We start from the raw sequence: 14,869 nt of genomic DNA, 5'->3' as shown, positions 1-14,869 counted from the left end.
ACCCTGGAGCAAAGCGCGATGAAGCCTTTCCTGCGACCACTCGTCCTCGTGACGGCCGTGGCCCTCACCGTCCCCCTTCTGACGGCCCAGTCGGCGAGCGCAGCTCCCTCCGACAGCCTCGTTCTGCGCTACGCGCTCGACGAGACGAGCGGCACGACCGTCGCCGACAGCTCGGGCAAGGGCCGCACCGGCACGCTCGTCAACGGAGCCGCTCCTCGCGGAGCCGCGGGCGTCGCCCTCGACGGGACCGACGACTACGTCAAGCTGCCCGACGACCTGCTCGCAGGCCTGAACTCGATCACGGTCAGCACCGAGGTCCTGGTGAACGCGAACCAGGGCACGCCCTACTTCATCTGGGGCCTCGGCAACACGACGAACGGCGCGGGGAACGGCTACCTCTACACGACGGGCAACGGCTACAAGGCTTCGATCGCCACCGGCAACTGGACCACCGAGCAGACCGTCAACTCCAACGCGAACCTCGCGCGCAGCGTCTGGAAGACCCTCACCTACACGCTCGACGACGCGAGCGACACCGCACGCCTCTACCTCGACGGCACCCAGGTCGCGCAGCAGACAGGAGTGACCATCACTCCCGCCGCGATCGGCAACGGCACCACCACAGCGAACGCGATCGGCCGCTCCGTCTACACGGCGGACAAGACCCTCGCCGGCTCGGTCCGCGACTTCCGCGTCTACAGCACGGCGCTCAGCGCGGCCGACGTCGCGACCCTCCAGGCCCCGGACAGCACGCGCGTCTCCCGCGACTCCGCCGCCCTGGACCTCGGGAGCCTCTCCTCGGTCTCCGCGAACCTCACCCTCCCGACGACCGGCCCCAACGGCTCCGCCATCGCCTGGGCCTCGAGCAACTCCGCGGTCGTCTCGACCAGCGGAGTCGTCACGCCGCCCGCGACCGGGGTCGCCTCGGTCGAGCTGACCGCCACGACGACCCGCGGCTCGGCCACGGCCACCCGCACCTTCACCGCCACCGTGCCCGCCAAGGACGTGAACGCCGACGCCCAGAAGGCGCTGGACGCCCTCTCGATCGTCAACTCCGGCGACGTCCGCGGCAATGTGACGCTGCCCGCGAAGGCCGGCTCCTACGACGTCGCCTGGGCCTCCTCGAACTCGGCCGTGCTCAGCACGACCGGCGTCGTGAAGCGCCGGTCCGCCGCCACGCCCGTCACGCTCACCGCGACGATCGCCGGCACGACCGCGACCCGGCAGCTGCCCGTCACGGTGACCGCGGCTCCCGCGGACCTCGACACCGAGTACGACGCGGGCTACCTCTGGACCCACTTCGCCTCGACCGACTACGAGAAGATCTACTTCGGCTCCAGCACCGACGGTCTGCACTGGTCGAAGCTCAACAACGACAAGGCCGTGCTCGCCAACCTCGGCGGCACCCTCGGCGTCCGCGATCCGCACCTCGTGCGCTCCCCCACCGGCGACGAGTACTGGATCATCGGCACCGACCTGCACGCCGAGGGCACCGCTCCCGGCGGCACCTGGGACCAGGTCAACGCGAGCCAGAAGCTCGTCGTCTGGCGCTCGACCGACCTCGTGAACTGGAGCGACCAGAGCCTCGTCTTCGCCGGAGCGGCGAACGCGGGCAACGTCTGGGCACCCGAGGCGATCTGGGACGAGACCACCGGCCAGTACTACGTCTACTGGTCGGGCCGCGACAAGACGCAGGTGAACACCGACGACTGGGCGCTGCGCGTCTACGTCAGCACCACCCGCGACTTCGTGAACTTCTCGACCCCGACGGTCTGGCTCGACGAGAACTCCTCGACCAACAACGCCGACGGCCCGAACATCATCGACACGACCATCGCGAAGGAGGGGAGCACCTACTACCGCTTCTCCACCTCCGACTGGCGCACCGTCGTCGACAAGGCGACCAGCCTGGCCGGCCCCTGGACCCGCATCATCGCTCGTGGCGAGGAGAAGTCCCGCGGCCTCTCCGACCACCTCGAGGGCCTCACCGTCTACCAGCTGCCCGACGGCCGATGGGTCGTCATGGGCGACTCGTTCGGCTACTCCGCCTACGTCACCGACACCCTCGCGGACATGCGGTTCACGGCCCTGCCCGTCGGCACCACCGGCGCGAACACGTACTCGTTCTCGAAGCCCTTCCGCCACGGCTCGGTGCTCCGTCTCTCGAGCGCCGAGGAGGCGCGCCTGACGGCCGCCTACGGCACCAGCAGCACCGGCCCCGCCGCGAAGCCGGTCAACGCGGCGGGCGAGATCCTCCGCTACACCTTCGACGGCGGCTCGGGCACCACGGTGCGCGACAGCTCGGGCAACAACCAGAACGGCACGCTGCCCTCGGGCGGCACCTGGAAGGACGGCGCCCTGCAGCTCGACGGCACCGACGACTACGTCAAGCTGCCGAACGACCTGCTCGCCGGAGTGACGGACCTCACCATCCAGTCCGACGTCTGGATCGACCCCGCGCAGGGCGGCGCCTACTTCCTCTACGGCCTGGGCAACACCACGAACGGCGCCGGCGACGGCTACCTCTTCACCTCGGGCAACAACTACCGCACCAGCATCGCGACCGGGAACTACACCACCGAGCAGACCGTCGCCGGCGGCTCGGCCCTCCCCCGCGGCACCTGGGCGCACCTGACGTACACGCTCTCCGGCACCACCGGCACGATCTACCTCGACGGAGTGAAGGTCGCCAGCGGCACCGTCACGACCGACCCGAAGGACATCGGCGGCGGCTCCACCTCGGCGAACTACATCGGGCGCTCGAACTACGACGCCGACAACCGCTTCCGCGGCCAGATCCGCGAGTTCTCGGTCTACAACCGGGCCCTCAGCGCCTCCGAGGTGCTCGCCGCCTCCGGCAACACGTCGGCCCTGGTCGACCTGTCGCTCAGCGGCGACGTCCTGAAGACGGCCCCGATCGTCGACTCGGCGAGCAAAACGGTCACCTTCCCCGTGAAGCCGGGGACCGACCTGACGAAGCTCACCCCGACCTTCTCCACCGCGGCCGGCGTCACGGCGAGCCCCGCCTCCGGCACCGTCCGCGACCTCTCCACCCCGCAGACGGTCGTGCTCACGCCCGCCGCCGGCGGCACCGCGACCACCTGGACCCTGAAGGCCGTCGTCATGAAGTCCCCCGTCCTCGCAGGCCTGAACGCCGACCCGAACATCGCGGTCTTCGGCGACACCTACTACCTGTACGCGACCTCGGACGGCTTCGCCGGCTGGGGCGGAAAGACCTTCTACGCCTGGTCCTCGAAGAACCTCATCGACTGGACCCGCTCGGAGCAGCCCTTCCTGACGCTCGACGGCGCGAACGGCAACGTGCCGTGGGCGACCGGCAACGCCTGGGCGCCGACGATCATCGAGAAGAACGGGAAGTACTACTTCTACTTCTCCGGCGAGAACTCCTCGCTGAACCGCAAGACGATCGGAGTCGCCGTCTCGGACAGCCCGATGGGCCCGTTCACGGCGCAGCCGACCGCGATGATCACCAACGGCGAGTCCGTGCGGTCCGGCCAGGCGATCGACCCCGCCGCGTTCACCGACCCGAAGACCGGCAAGAGCTACCTCTTCTGGGGCAACGGCGACCCGCTCTACGGGGAGCTGTCCGACGACATGCTCTCGATCAAGACCGGCACGATCAAGAAGATCAGCGGTCTGACCGACTTCCGCGAGGGCTCGTTCCTCAACTACCGCGACGGTCTGTACCACCTCACCTACTCGATCGACGACACCGGCTCCGAGAACTACAAGGTCGGCTATGCGACCTCGACCAGCGTCGACGGACCGTGGACCTACCGTGGCGTGATCCTCGAGAAGGACCCGTCGCAGGGCATCCTCGCCACGGGCCACAACTCGATCGTCAACGTGCCCGGCACGGACGACTGGTACATCGCCTACCACCGCTTCGCCATCCCCGGCGGAGACGGCCAGCACCGCGAGACGACGATCGACCGGGTGACCTTCGACAAGACGACCGGTCTCATGCAGAAGGTCGTCCCGACCCTCACCAGCGTCGCGGCGCAGACGATCGTCGACACCGCGCCGCTCGCGGCCTCGATCACGGGGAAGGCGACGGTGGGCAGCACGCTGACCGCCTCCGCCTCCTCCCCGTGGACGGCGACCGGCTTCCAGTGGAAGCGCGGCGGGACCGCGATCAGCGGGGCGACGGCGTCGAGCTACACGCTCACCGCCGCCGACCGCGGAGCGACGATCTCGGTGGCCGTGACCGCCGCGAAGCCGCAGTGGACGCCGGCGACGGCCTCCGCCTCCGTCGGTCCCGTGACCGACTCGGCACCCGCGATCGCCGTGACCACGACCTCCACGACGCGCTGCGTCGCCGGGAGGATCGTCGTCACCGCGACCGCCACGAACCCGAACGCCTTCGCTGCGAAGATCGTGATCGGCACGACGTGGGGCTCCAAGAGCTTCGCCGACGTCGCTCCCGGCGCCACCGTCTCGGCCGCCTTCACCACCCGGGCGACGAGCGTGACCGACGGATCCGCGACCGCCACGGCGACCGCGTTCGTCAACGGGAAGCCGGCCACGGCCTCCTCGACCGCCCCCTACTCCGCGGCCGGCTGCAGCTGACCCGCGGGCACGACCCACACCCACTGAGATCGAGCCGGCGACGACGCCGGCCGGAGAACGGAGAACACCCGACATGAACACCCGATCCCTTCTGATCCGCGGAGCCGCCGGACTGGCCGGAGGCGTCCTCCTGCTCGGAGTCGCCGGAACGGCCTTCGCCGCCGACACCAACTACGGCAGCGACGACGTCGACGTCAACGTCGACATCGCCGACCTCCCCGGGACCGGCGCCCTCTCGATGACCGTCGCCGGCGACTCGACGACCCTGGCCGAGGACGGCTCGGACAACGTCCGCCGCCAGTTCACCGGCACCCTGCCGACCGTCACGGTCACCGACACCCGTGACGCCGAGGACGTCTCCCCCGACTCCGCCTGGTACGTCCTCGGCACCGCCGACGACTTCACCTCGGCCGACGGCTCCGTCATCGGCGCCGAGAACCTGGGCTGGGCCCCGGCTCTCGTCGACGGCGGCGAGCTGGGCGAGGTCGCCGCGGGCCAGGTCGTCGACACCGCCATCGACGGCGGCGCCAACGGCCAGGGCCTGAAGGGCGAGGAGCTGCTCGCGATCGTCGCCAGCAACTCCCAGCAGATCAACCCCGAGGGCTCCTGGAGCGCCGACGCCGACCTCTTCCTCCGCACCCCCGTGAACGTGGACGCCGGCGCGTACTCGTCCACCATCACCCTGTCGCTCTTCGAGTGACCCGTCGCGGCCGGGGGACGCACTCCCTCGGCCGCGACCCCACCACGGCCGACGCGGCCGGGCCCGCCCGCCCGGCCGCGTCGTGCTTCCCCCGTGCGACCATGAGGTTCTGATGACTGCTCCGCGCCGCTCCGCCGCTCCACGCCGCCCGCTCCTCCCCGCGCTGCTCGCGCTGATCGTCGCGCTCCTCGGCGTGGGGGTCGCTCCGGCGGCCGTCGCGGCCGACGGAGCGATCACCTGGGCGGTCAGCCCCTCCACCGACGGCGTCCCCGACAAGCGCGCGTGGGTCGAGCTCGAGCTCGCCCCCGGCGCGAGCGCCTCGGACGAGGCGGTCGTGCGGAACCTCAGCGACCAGCCCGTGACCTTCAGCATCACCAGCGCCGACGGCTACTTCACCGACACCGGCCGCTTCAACATGCTCAACTCGGACCAGGAGTCGGTCGACGCCGGGCTGTGGATCTCCGCCCCCGAGACCGTGACCGTCGATCCGGGCAGCAGCGGCGTGGTGCCGTTCACCGTGACGGTCCCCGACAACGCCACCCCCGGCGACCACGCCGCCGGCATCGCCGCCTCCGTGCTCTCGCAGGGCACCGAGGCGGGAGGCGCGAACGTCGGAGTGGAGAGCCGCATCGGCTTCCGCGTGATGACCCGCGTGACCGGCGAGGTGACCCCCTCCTTCTCCGTCGAGGACCTGGCCAGCGACTACCGCCTCTCCTGGAACCCGTTCCAGCCCGGCTCCCTCTCGCTCGTCGCCGACGTGGTGAACACCGGCAACGTGCGCCTGCTGCTCGACGGCACGGCGAGCGCCCAGGGCGCCACCGCCCCCGTCGTCGCGGCCGACGCGCCCCAGCAGGAGCTGCTGCCCGGCGACCGGCGCAGCGTCTCGGTGCAGCTCGACGGCATCTGGCCCCTCTTCGGAGTCGGCGCCGACCTGACCATCGCACCGACCGTCGCCGCCGCCGATCAGGAGCCGGTCGCCACCGCTCCCGTGACGGAGTCGATCACGGTCGCCGCCGTGCCGGTCCCGCAGCTGCTCGTGATCCTCGGCGTCGCCCTCATCCTCGCGGCGCTGCTCGCCGGGCGCTCGCGCTCGCGCCGCCGCATCGCCGCCCTGGTGCAGCAGGCCAAGGAGGAGGGCCTGCGCGAGGGCGCGCGCGTCTCCTCCTGAGCACCCCCTCCGCACGCTCCCTCCCCCCTCCCTGCCGCCGAGGGGCCCCGGGCCGTCGAGGGGACCCGCTACACCGGGTTCCCCCGACGGTCCAGGGTTCGCTCACCGCGCGGCCATGCGTCAGAGTGAGCGGATGACCACCACCTCCCTGGAGGCGCCGACTCGGCGTCTCGGCCTCATCGCGCTCATCGCGACCCTCGGCGGCCTCCTCTTCGGCTACGACACCGGCGTCATCAACGGCGCCCTGGAGCCGATGTCGACCGAGCTGGGCCTCACCGCGCTGACCGAGGGGGTCGTCACCAGCTCGCTCCTCTTCGCCGCCGCGATCGGCGCGATCTCGGGCGGACGCCTCGCCGACGCCCTCGGGAGGCGGACCACGATCCGCCTGCTCGCCGTGCTCTTCCTCGTCGGCGCCCTGGTCTGCGTGGTGGCGCCGGGCTTCGGCGTGATGGTCCTCGGGCGGGCGGTCCTCGGACTGGCCGTCGGCGGCGCCTCGGTGGTCGTGCCGATCTACCTCTCCGAGATCTCCCCCTCCGAGATCCGCGGCTCGCTCGCCGGCCGCAACGAGCTGATGATCGTGATCGGCCAGCTCGCCGCCTTCGTGGCCAACGCCGTCATCGGCACCGTCTGGGGCGAGCTGCCCGGCGTCTGGCGGATCATGCTCGCCGTCGCCGCGCTCCCCGCCGCCGCCCTCCTGCTCGGCATGACCCGGGTCCCGGAGTCGCCGCGCTGGCTGATCGCGCACGGCCGCCGCGACGAGGCGCTCGGCGTGCTCACGACCATCCGGACGCCCGACCGGGCCCATGCGGAGGCGGAGACCATCGCCCGCTCGATCGGCGCGAAGGACGGCCCGAGGATCCCCCTGCTGCAGGCGCTGCGCGAGCGCTGGGCGGTGCGCATCCTGCTGGTGGGCATCGGGATCGGAGTCGCCCAGCAGCTCACCGGCATCAACTCGATCATGTACTACGGCCAGTCGGTGCTGAAGGAGGCGGGCTTCGACCACGACGGCGCGCTCGTCGCCAACATCGCGCCCGGGGCGATCGCCGTGATCGGCGGCCTGATCGGGCTGCGGCTCATGCAGACGATGAACCGCCGCACGACCCTCCTGCTCGGCTACTCCCTGACCACCGCGATGCACTTCCTGATCGGCATCGCCTCCGTCGCGCTCCCCGTGGGGAACCCGGCGCGGCCGTACGTGATCCTGGTGCTGGTCGTCGCGTTCGTGGGGAGCATGCAGACGTTCCTCAACATCGTCACCTGGGTGATGCTGTCCGAGATCTTCCCGCTGCGGATCCGCGGCGTCGGCGTCGGCATCGCGATCTTCTGCCACTGGATCACGAACGCGGTGCTCGGCCTGTTCTTCCCCACCCTCGTCTCCGGCGTCGGCATCACCGGAACGTTCTTCCTGTTCGGCGCCGTCGGCCTGCTCGCGCTCGTCTTCATCTGGAAGCGCGTGCCCGAGACCCGCGGCCGAGCCCTCGAGGAGGTCGAGGCGGGCGTCGTCTCCGGCGAGCTCCTGCGCCGCTGACGCCCGCCCTCGGGATCCGCCTACTGGTAGGTGACGAGGTCGGGGAGGGGGCGCACCTCGGCCATGGTCTCGGCGGGGGTGAGCATGGGCGCGTCCTCGTCGTAGAAGTTCTTCCAGCCCCAGCCGATGCCCTCGGGGGCGCCCTCGTGCAGCGCGTCCCAGGTCGCCTGCTTGTCGGGCTGCGAGCCCTGGCCGTCGACGTGGATGAGGAACTCCAGCTCGGGCCGGTCGCGGCGGATGCTGTCGCGGTCCTGCAGCATCGACAGCCGGAACTGGTGCAGCACGAACATCTTCGGCGGCAGCCCCTCGCTCTGCACCAGGTCGGCCAGCCACTCCGACACGCTGTCGACCTCGGCGGCCGAGACGCGCCCGATCTGCTCCAGCGGCTTCTGGCCGGGCAGCAGGCGCCACTCCGGGTCGAGCGCGAGGCCGACGTTGGGCAGCGTCAGCAGATCCGCGTACTGCTTCGCCTGAGTGAGGAAGTCGGTGAGCCCCGACTGCAGGTCGAGCACCACGTACATCCCGGCCGCCTGCGCCGCGTCGATGTAGGGGCGGATGTCGGCGGCGTCGAGCTCGTTGGAGTAGTCGCCGTCCTTGCCGGGGTCGCCCGCCGCGACCGTGGTGATGATCTCGAGGCTCGGCACGACCTGCTTGTCGGTGAGCGCCCGGTACGGCTCGGCCACCGCCTCCGCCCGCGCGATCGTGGGCTCGAGGCCCTGCTCCCCCAGCACGCCGAGGACGGGAGCGCCCGGAGTGCCGTAGATCGCGACGAAGAGGTGCCCGCCGAACATCCGCTGGCCGCCGCCCGGCAGCTGCCAGCCGCTCGCGGCCGCGCGCACGGCCCACTCGGGCTCGGGCTGCGCGGCGAGCACGGGGCCGAGCAGCAGCGTGCAGGAGGCGTCGGCCTCGGCGATCGCGGTCACGGCTGCGCCCGAGGCGAGCAGGTCGTCGCCGTCGATCACGGTGACGGGCACGCCGGCCGCGCGGGCGGTCGCCAGAGCGGCGACGTCGGCGTCCTGCGCGCGGGCGAGGGCGTGCAGGCCGGTCAGGGCGTCGGCCCGGGCCGGGAGGGCGCCGAAGGGAGCGTCGGAGGCGGTGGACGGCGCGGCGGCGGCGAGGTCGGCGAGCGCCAGGTCGGTCACGGTCACGCCGGACGCGGTGCTGAGGGCGGCCGCGTCGGAGGCGGAGGCGACGACGTCGACGCCCTCGGGCGCGGTGACGTCGCCGATCGCGAGCACGCGGGTCACGCCGAGGCGGGCGAACTCGGCGGCGAGGGCCTCGGAGGTCGGAGCGGTGGAGGACGGAGCGACGGACGGGGTCGCGGAGTCGGACGGCGTCGCCGAGTCCGACGGCGTCGCGGAGTCGGACGGCGTCTCGGAAGCCGTGGATCCCGCGGCCGCGGCGTCCGCGGTCGGGGCGGCCGTCGCTCCGGATCCCGCCGAGCCGACCAGCAGCGGCACGCCCCAGGCGATGCTCACCTGGGCGGCGCGCAGGCGCGACTCGGCGACGTCCTCGACCAGGACGACCAGCGGAGCCGCGGCGAACAGGGCCGCGCTCGCGGCGAGCGCGTCCGGGGCGAGCGCCACCGGCCCGCTCGGAGCCGCGGTGCGGGTGCGGGGCGCCTCCTGCTGGGCGTCGTCCGGAGCGGAGGAGTCGGGCGTGCAGGCGCTGAGCAGCGGGAGCACCGCGAGACCGCCGATCACGACGCTGCGGCGCGAGAGCCCGGAGCGGGAGGGGACGGAACGGGGTGTCGAGGGCATGGCAGGCCTCTCCTCTCGGAGCCCGATCGGGGCTCTCTGGTGCGTGGCTGGTCCTCTCGACTATCGCAGGCCCGGCGGCGGTGAGCGCCGAGGGGGCCGTCCCGGGCGCGCCTCCGAGGCCGTCCGGACATGCAGAAGGGGAGCGGCGCCGCAGCACCGCTCCCCTTCGAGAGGCTGGATCAGACCGTGCGGGGAGCCTTCGCGAGGTTGGCCTCGAGCTCCTCGCGGTTCTGCCGCACCACGTAGGCGGGGCGGTCGCGCTCGACCCGCCACGACTCGCTCAGCGGCGTGATCGCGACGGTGTCGAAGCCGATCCGGTCGTAGAGGTCGGTCACGAAGTGGATCGCCTCGGGGTAGTCGCTCGACGTCGCGAGAGCGCGGCGGTCGGGCGTGCCGGCCGGGGTGCCGTCGGTGGTGATGTCGGCGGCCATGATGTGGTTGAACGCCTTGACGACCTTCGACTCCGGGAGGTGCTGCTGGAGCATCTCGCTGGTCGTGGTCTCGCCCTTGTCGAGCGCCTCGATGCGGCCGTCGCGCTCGAAGTAGTAGTTGTTCGTGTCGAGGACGATCCTGCCGGCGAGCGGGGCGACCGGCACCTCCTCGAGGTTCTTCAGCGGCACCGTCACCACGGCGATCTCGGCGGCCTCGGCCGCCTCCTGTGCCGTGGCGGCGCGGGCCTTCGGGCCGAGCTCCGCGATGAGGTCGGCGAGGGTCTCGGGGCCGCGCGAGTTCGCGATGACCACCTCGTCCCCGAGGGCGATGACCGCCCGTGCGACCTGGCTGCCGATGTTGCCTGCTCCGATGATTCCGTACGTCGTCATGCTGAGGAGAACGCGGAGGGTGCCCAGGCATTCCGCTCTGCGGCGTTCTCCCACGCCGCACCCAGGTGGGCCCGTGCCTCCAGTAGCCTCGATCCTCGGGCGCCGCTGCCCGAGAAGGAGTCCGTGATGCCGCAGTACGACCTCCCGCTCGACCTCCTCGAGCAGTACGCCCCCGAGATCGCCGAGCCCGCCGGGTTCGCCGAGTTCTGGCGCGACACGATCGCCGAGGCGAGGGCCGTCGCGACCGAGCCGCGCCTCGAGCGGGTCGACGCCGGCTTCGGACTGCTCGACACCTTCGACGTCACCTACTCCGGCTTCGGCGGCCACCCGATCCGCGCGTGGCTGATCCTCCCCCGCGGCGTCGAGGGTCCCCTCCCCGGGCTCGTGACCTTCATCGGCTACGGAGGCGGCCGCGGGCAGCTCGCGGAGTGGACCGCGATGTCGGCCGCCGGCTACGCGCACCTGGTCATGGACACCCGCGGCCAGGGGTCCGGGCACCGCTCCGGAGCCACGCCCGACCCGGTGGGCAGCGGGCCGCACGTCTCCGGCTTCATGACGCAGGGCATCGAGTCGCCCGCGGAGCACTTCTACCGCCGCGTCTTCACCGACGCCGTCCGCGCGCTCGACGTGCTGCGCGCGCACCCCGCGGTCGACGCCCCCCGCGTGGCCGTCTCGGGCGGCAGCCAGGGAGGCGGGATCGCCCTGGCCGTCACGGGGATCCTTGGCCTGCTCGGCGAGTCGGAGTCGGCGCGCGCGGCGATCGTCGACGTGCCGTTCCTCTCCCACATCCCGCACGCCGTGCGGCTGGTCGACACGATGCCGTACGGCGAGATCGTGCAGTACCTGCACACCCACCGCGGCGCCGAGGCGCGCGTGTTCGACACCCTCTCGTACTTCGACGGCACCTCCTTCGCCCCCTACGCGCAGTCCCCCGCGCTGTTCTCGGTGGCGCTCCGCGACGACATCTGCCCGCCGTCCACCGTCTACGCCTCCTACAACCGCTACGCCGGACCCCGCGAGATCCGGGTCTACCCCTTCAACGGCCACGAGGGCGGCGAGGCGTTCCAGATCGGCGAGCACGTGCGCTTCCTGGGGCGCGAGCTGGCGTAGGAGGAGGAGCCGCCCGGTCTGCGGACGGGGGCGGTGCGCCCCGGCGCATCACCCGTTCCGACTCTCGATCATCGCGCTGCCGATGCGGTCCTCGAGGTCGGCCAGCTCGTCGAGGACGTCGCCGACCACCCAGACCTGCCGGGCGCCTCGACGGGCGTCGCATTGTGACGCCGTGCGTCGCGCTCGGTACCCGTTCGCGGCTCCGCTGGGCACTATCGACTCCATGACCCGCCAGATCCGCTTCAACGCCTTCGACATGAACTGCGTCGCCCACCAGTCCTCGGGCATGTGGCGCCACCCCCAGGACCAGTCCTGGCGGTACAAGGACCTCTCGTACTGGACCGACCTGGCGAAGCTGCTCGAGCGCGGCACGTTCGACGGGATCTTCATCGCCGACGTGCTCGGCACCTACGACGTCTACGGCGGCTCGAACGAGGCGGCGATCCGCCACGGCGCGCAGGTCCCCGTCAACGACCCGATCCTCCTCGTCTCGGCGATGGCCGCCGCGACCGAGCACCTCGGCTTCGGCATCACCGCGGGCACCGCCTACGAGCACCCGTACCCGTTCGCGCGGCGCATGTCGACGCTCGACCACCTGACGAAGGGCCGCGTGGGCTGGAACGTCGTCACCGGCTACCTCCCCAGCGCCGCCCGCAACATGGGCCACGAGGACCAGCTCGAGCACGACGACCGCTACGACGTCGCCGACGAGTACCTCGAGGTGCTCTACAAGCTGTGGGAGGGGTCGTGGGAGGACGACGCCGTCGTCCGCGACCGCGAGTCCGGCGTGTTCACCGACCCGGCGAAGGTGCACGAGATCGGGCACCGCGGCAAGAACTTCACCGTCCCCGGCATCCACCTCTCGGAGCCGTCGGTGCAGCGGACCCCCGTCATCTACCAGGCGGGAGCGTCGCCGCGCGGCATCCGCTTCGCGGCGGGCAACGCGGAGGCGATCTTCGTCGCGTCCTCGACGAAGGCCGGCCTGAAGGCGACCGTCTCGCGCATCCGCGACGCCCTCGAGGCGGCCGGCCGCGACCGCTACTCCGCGAAGATCTACACGCTGCTGACGATCATCACCGCCGAGACCAGCGAGGCCGCGCACGAGAAGCACCGCGACTACCTCTCCTACGGGAGCGAGGAGGGGGCGCTGGTCTTCATGTCGGGCTGGATGGGCATCGACCTGTCGCAGTACGACCTCGACGAGCCGATCGGCAACGTGAAGAGCAACGCGATCCAGTCGGCCGTCGCCAACTTCCAGGAGGCGAACGAGGACGGCTCGGAGTGGAAGGTCCGCGACATCGCGAAGCTCAGCGTGATCGGCGGGCTCGGCCCGTTCGTCGTCGGCTCGCCCGCAGAGGTGGCCGACCACCTGCAGGAGTGGGTCGAGGAGACCGACGTGGACGGATTCAACCTCGCCTACGCGATCACGCCCGGCACCTTCGAGGACGTGGTGGAGTTCATCGTGCCGGAGCTGCGCCGCCGCGGCGCGTACCCGGAGGAGTACGTCGAGGGCAGCCTCCGCCAGAAGCTGCACGGCCGCGGCGACCGGCTGCCGGAGGAGCACCTCGGCGCCGGCTTCCGCTACGCGCCGGCGGCGGTCTGACGACAGGGGGCGCCGGGCGGCCGGTGGGGGCGGGGGTCTCGATACGCCGCTCCGCGGCCGCGCCGGACGCACGAGCACCCCGCCGCGATGCGCGACGGGGTGCTCGTGACGTGCGGAGGGGCTCAGCCCTCGAAGGTGGCGTCGAGCGTGATGTCGACTCCGGTGAGCGCCTTGCTGACGGGGCAGGTCTCCTTGGCCTCGTCGGCGGCCTTGAGGAAGGCGGCCTCGTCGATGCCGGAGACCTCGCCGCTCACGATGAGCTTGATGCCGGTGAGCTTGAATCCGCCGGCCGAGTCCGGGCCGAGCGAGACGTCGGCGCGGACGTCGAGCGCCTCGACGGTGCCGCCGGCCTGGCCGAGGACGGCCGAGAACTGCATCGCGTAGCAGGCGGAGTGGGCGGCCGCGAGGAGCTCCTCGGGGCTGGTCGAGCCGTTGGCGTCGTCGGCGGCGCGCTTGGGGAACGAGACGTCGTAGGTGCCGATCTTCGAGCTCGAGAGCTCGACCTGGCCCTCGCCGGTCTCGAGCGAGCCGTTCCAGGCGGTGCGTGCGGTACGAGTGGGCATGAGTCCTCCTTGGGGGGCGGGGAGAACCGTAGAACGATCGTTCTCCCCTGATGCGCCGAGCCTAGGTGGAACGCGCGGCGTCCTGCAACCACCGGCCTCGGACCCTCGGCGAGATGCCAGTCCGGCGCGCCTCCGTCGGCGTGTCGCGTACGGGAGCGGCCTGTCGCGGAGGAGAGGACGGGGCCTCGGTTCAGTGCACGAGCTTCAGGCCGACGACGCAGCCGACGATCCCGAGGACCAGCAGCGTGCGCACGAGCGAGAAGCCCTCGCCGCCGAAGAACATGCCGTAGAGGACGGTCAGCGAAGCGCCGATCCCGACCCAGACCGCGTACGCGGTGCCGGTGGGCAGCTCGCGCATCGCGTAGGCGAGGCCGGCCATGCTCGCGACGACGCCGACCCCGAATACGACCGACGGGCCGAGCCGGGTGAACCCCTCCGACTTGCCGAGGGCGGTGGCCCACACGGCCTCGAGGACACCGGAGAGGATGAGGACGATCCAGGACATGACAGCTCCTACGAGTCAGTCTTGTCGCGTTCCGGGTACTGCTCCCTCGTCCGGTCGCCGTCATCGGCTCCGGACAGTCTGCCCGCGCGCGCTGGGCAGGCCCTGGACAGCGCGCGACGGGAGCGGAGCCGCCGCGACCGCGACTCCGCCCGCCGCCGTCAGCGCGGCTGAGCCGGGTTCGTCGGCACTCCGTGCGAGGGCGGGTTGATCGGCGGACCGGACGTAGCCGGAGAGACCGGCGATCCGGACGACGAGCGGGACACCTCGGGCAGCGACTCCGGCACGCTGCCCGCCGGCTCCGCTCCCCCGCGCAGCTGTTCGAGGCGCGAGTGCAGGATCGTCGTCACCGGCAGGCGGTGCCCGTGCGCCTCCTCGTAGGCGAGCAGCGCGCCGAGGCCGGCCTCGTCGAGCGGGCGGATGCGCTCCGCGAGCGTGCCGAGCGGGATGTCGTTCCAGTCGGGGAGCGGCAGCTCCTCGCGGGAGGGTGTGTCGGTCATTCGTGCTCCTTCCGTTCCCTCCAT

The 14,869-nt window shown here is 71.9% G+C and carries 12 protein-coding genes and 1 riboswitch; of the genes, 6 read left to right on the top strand and 6 right to left on the bottom strand.

The window, feature by feature from the left end:
- The first annotated feature begins 18 nt into the window (after positions 1-18).
- The 4 genes from GTU71_RS14175 (at position 19) to GTU71_RS14160 (ending at position 7,986) form a co-directional block, all read left to right on the top strand.
- Positions 19-4,590, top strand: a complete 4,572-nt coding sequence (locus tag GTU71_RS14175; RefSeq protein WP_159940675.1) for a family 43 glycosylhydrolase — start codon at positions 19-21, stop codon at positions 4,588-4,590.
- A gap of 73 nt (positions 4,591-4,663) precedes the next feature.
- A complete protein-coding gene (locus GTU71_RS14170) occupies positions 4,664-5,290 on the top strand; it encodes a hypothetical protein (RefSeq protein WP_159940673.1) in 627 nt (208 codons plus the stop codon).
- A gap of 112 nt (positions 5,291-5,402) precedes the next feature.
- Positions 5,403-6,458 (top strand): DUF916 domain-containing protein, encoded by a 1,056-nt coding sequence (locus GTU71_RS14165; RefSeq protein ID WP_104333443.1) that lies wholly within the window; start codon positions 5,403-5,405, stop codon positions 6,456-6,458.
- 133 nt (positions 6,459-6,591) lie between these two features.
- Complete coding sequence (locus GTU71_RS14160; protein ID WP_244230569.1) at positions 6,592-7,986, top strand: sugar porter family MFS transporter; 1,395 nt, start codon at positions 6,592-6,594, stop codon at positions 7,984-7,986.
- Between the two features lie 20 nt (positions 7,987-8,006).
- On the opposite strand, the gene GTU71_RS14155 is transcribed toward GTU71_RS14160, so the two are convergent.
- Both GTU71_RS14155 and GTU71_RS14150 read right to left on the bottom strand, forming a co-directional pair.
- Positions 8,007-9,746, bottom strand: coding sequence for a hypothetical protein (locus GTU71_RS14155; protein WP_159940669.1), 1,740 nt, complete (start codon positions 9,744-9,746; stop codon positions 8,007-8,009).
- A gap of 179 nt (positions 9,747-9,925) precedes the next feature.
- Entirely contained in the window at positions 9,926-10,567 is a 642-nt protein-coding gene (locus GTU71_RS14150) for an NAD(P)-binding domain-containing protein (RefSeq protein WP_159940667.1), read from the bottom strand.
- A gap of 126 nt (positions 10,568-10,693) precedes the next feature.
- On the opposite strand from GTU71_RS14150, the gene GTU71_RS14145 reads away from it, so the two are divergent.
- Complete coding sequence (locus GTU71_RS14145) at positions 10,694-11,677, top strand: acetylxylan esterase (RefSeq protein ID WP_159940665.1); 984 nt, start codon at positions 10,694-10,696, stop codon at positions 11,675-11,677.
- Positions 11,678-11,725: 48 nt separating this feature from the next.
- On the opposite strand, the gene GTU71_RS14140 is transcribed toward GTU71_RS14145, so the two are convergent.
- On the bottom strand, positions 11,726-11,890 hold the full coding sequence (locus GTU71_RS14140; protein WP_159940663.1) for a hypothetical protein: 165 nt from the start codon (positions 11,888-11,890) through the stop codon (positions 11,726-11,728).
- 10 nt (positions 11,891-11,900) lie between these two features.
- On the opposite strand from GTU71_RS14140, the gene GTU71_RS14135 reads away from it, so the two are divergent.
- The gene (locus GTU71_RS14135; RefSeq protein ID WP_104247810.1) at positions 11,901-13,280 is read left to right on the top strand and encodes an LLM class flavin-dependent oxidoreductase; all 1,380 of its coding nucleotides are present in this window, start codon (positions 11,901-11,903) and stop codon (positions 13,278-13,280) included.
- Between the two features lie 122 nt (positions 13,281-13,402).
- On the opposite strand, the gene GTU71_RS14130 is transcribed toward GTU71_RS14135, so the two are convergent.
- The 3 genes from GTU71_RS14130 to GTU71_RS14120 form a co-directional block, all read right to left on the bottom strand.
- A complete protein-coding gene (locus GTU71_RS14130; RefSeq protein ID WP_104222378.1) occupies positions 13,403-13,843 on the bottom strand; it encodes an OsmC family peroxiredoxin in 441 nt (146 codons plus the stop codon).
- 190 nt (positions 13,844-14,033) lie between these two features.
- The gene (locus GTU71_RS14125; RefSeq protein WP_104222377.1) at positions 14,034-14,348 is read right to left on the bottom strand and encodes a multidrug efflux SMR transporter; all 315 of its coding nucleotides are present in this window, start codon (positions 14,346-14,348) and stop codon (positions 14,034-14,036) included.
- 9 nt (positions 14,349-14,357) lie between these two features.
- Positions 14,358-14,421: riboswitch (guanidine-III (ykkC-III) riboswitch) on the bottom strand.
- A gap of 85 nt (positions 14,422-14,506) precedes the next feature.
- Positions 14,507-14,845, bottom strand: a complete 339-nt coding sequence (locus tag GTU71_RS14120; RefSeq protein WP_104257715.1) for a hypothetical protein — start codon at positions 14,843-14,845, stop codon at positions 14,507-14,509.
- Positions 14,846-14,869 lie beyond the last annotated feature (24 nt).

Origin of the sequence: Rathayibacter sp. VKM Ac-2762, from assembly GCF_009866585.1 — a bacterium.
Classification (GTDB): Bacteria; Actinomycetota; Actinomycetes; order Actinomycetales; family Microbacteriaceae; genus Rathayibacter.
The sequence above is the reverse complement of the archived record's forward strand: the minus strand, read 5'-3'. Positions and strand labels throughout refer to the sequence as shown.